Below are 1,093 nucleotides of genomic sequence, written 5' to 3' on the forward strand. Positions count from 1 at the left end.
CCCACTCACTGGCCCATATGCCTTTGTACAAGTTGTAATCCTTGAAGGAAATGACAATACCAAACATGGGTAAATACTTGAATATTAAATAATACAGCAAGCAGGGCAAGAACATGAAAAGCAAACTTTTGCTTCTTGTAACCTTCCTCCACATAAGCCCAGTCCGACTGGGAACGCCCGGTAAGGAAGTATCCGGATTAGCTCCAGCCGCGTCTAACTTATTCATTTGTGTATTCCCCCCGATCATGATTGCGACTTGATAGTGCTGTCATTTGTCATTGTCGGCATCAACTTGGTGTTGGTGTTATTGTTATTTCGAAATTAGCATAGCATCGTTCGTATAGAATGTAATCCATAATAATTCCGAATTTTCCCCTCTTCTATGAAATTCGTAAATTTGTTAAGTTTTCGTGAAAAAGTGAATTTGCAAAATATGGTTTTTTACGTATTATTTAAGTGAGACTTATCGTGTATGATAAGTACATGGAGGTAGGAAGACCATAATACAGGTATGGAGGGGAGTAGGATACGTTTAATTTCGCAAGTTCAATCTAGAACGTCTTCCTTGCTCATTCGTTTGCTACTAGGCTTTCTTACTGTCATTGTGCTGCTTATGTCTTTTAATTACTTGTCGTTTAAGTTTTTCCAGAACAATATTCGAAATGAAATCATTAGTTATAATGCGCAGAACATTAGATTCACCTCAGAGAGATATGAGGAGCATTTCCAACTCGTTCAAAAGCAAATGTATGCACTTTATTTTAACGATGATGTGGATCGCCTCCAGAAGGCTAGCGGGAATGCACGCTTTGGGCTGCTTGATAGGGTCAAGCAGGAGATTATCAAGGTTGTTGGTAATCCTCTCATCTATGTAGACAATGCCATTATTGTATTCAAGGAAGGTTCGCTAACATTAAGCAGAATTGGCACCAATGACCGAGTAGCTATGTTCGAAAAGTTCTATGCCAGCACCGATTACCCGGATTCTTTTTGGCAAAAGCAATTCAAAGAAACGTATAGTGCCAAGATGTTTCCGATGTCCAAATTTTATGAGTATTCTTTTCACAAATCGGGCGATGTGACAACCAAAGGA

Annotated in this window: 1 protein-coding gene and 1 pseudogene; one reads left to right on the plus strand and one right to left on the minus strand. The window is 39.2% G+C overall.

Going from position 1 to position 1,093, the window contains the following annotated elements:
- Positions 1 to 154, minus strand: a pseudogene (locus tag AC1DUA_RS38650) (sugar ABC transporter permease); the annotation flags it as partial.
- 357 nt (positions 155 to 511) lie between these two features.
- On the opposite strand from AC1DUA_RS38650, the gene AC1DUA_RS38655 reads away from it, so the two are divergent.
- Positions 512 to 1,093 (plus strand): hypothetical protein (locus AC1DUA_RS38655; protein ID WP_477504731.1); only part of this gene is annotated, 582 nt, incomplete at its 3' end.

The sequence above is a fragment of the Paenibacillus sp. 01T422 genome (genome assembly GCF_056398785.1).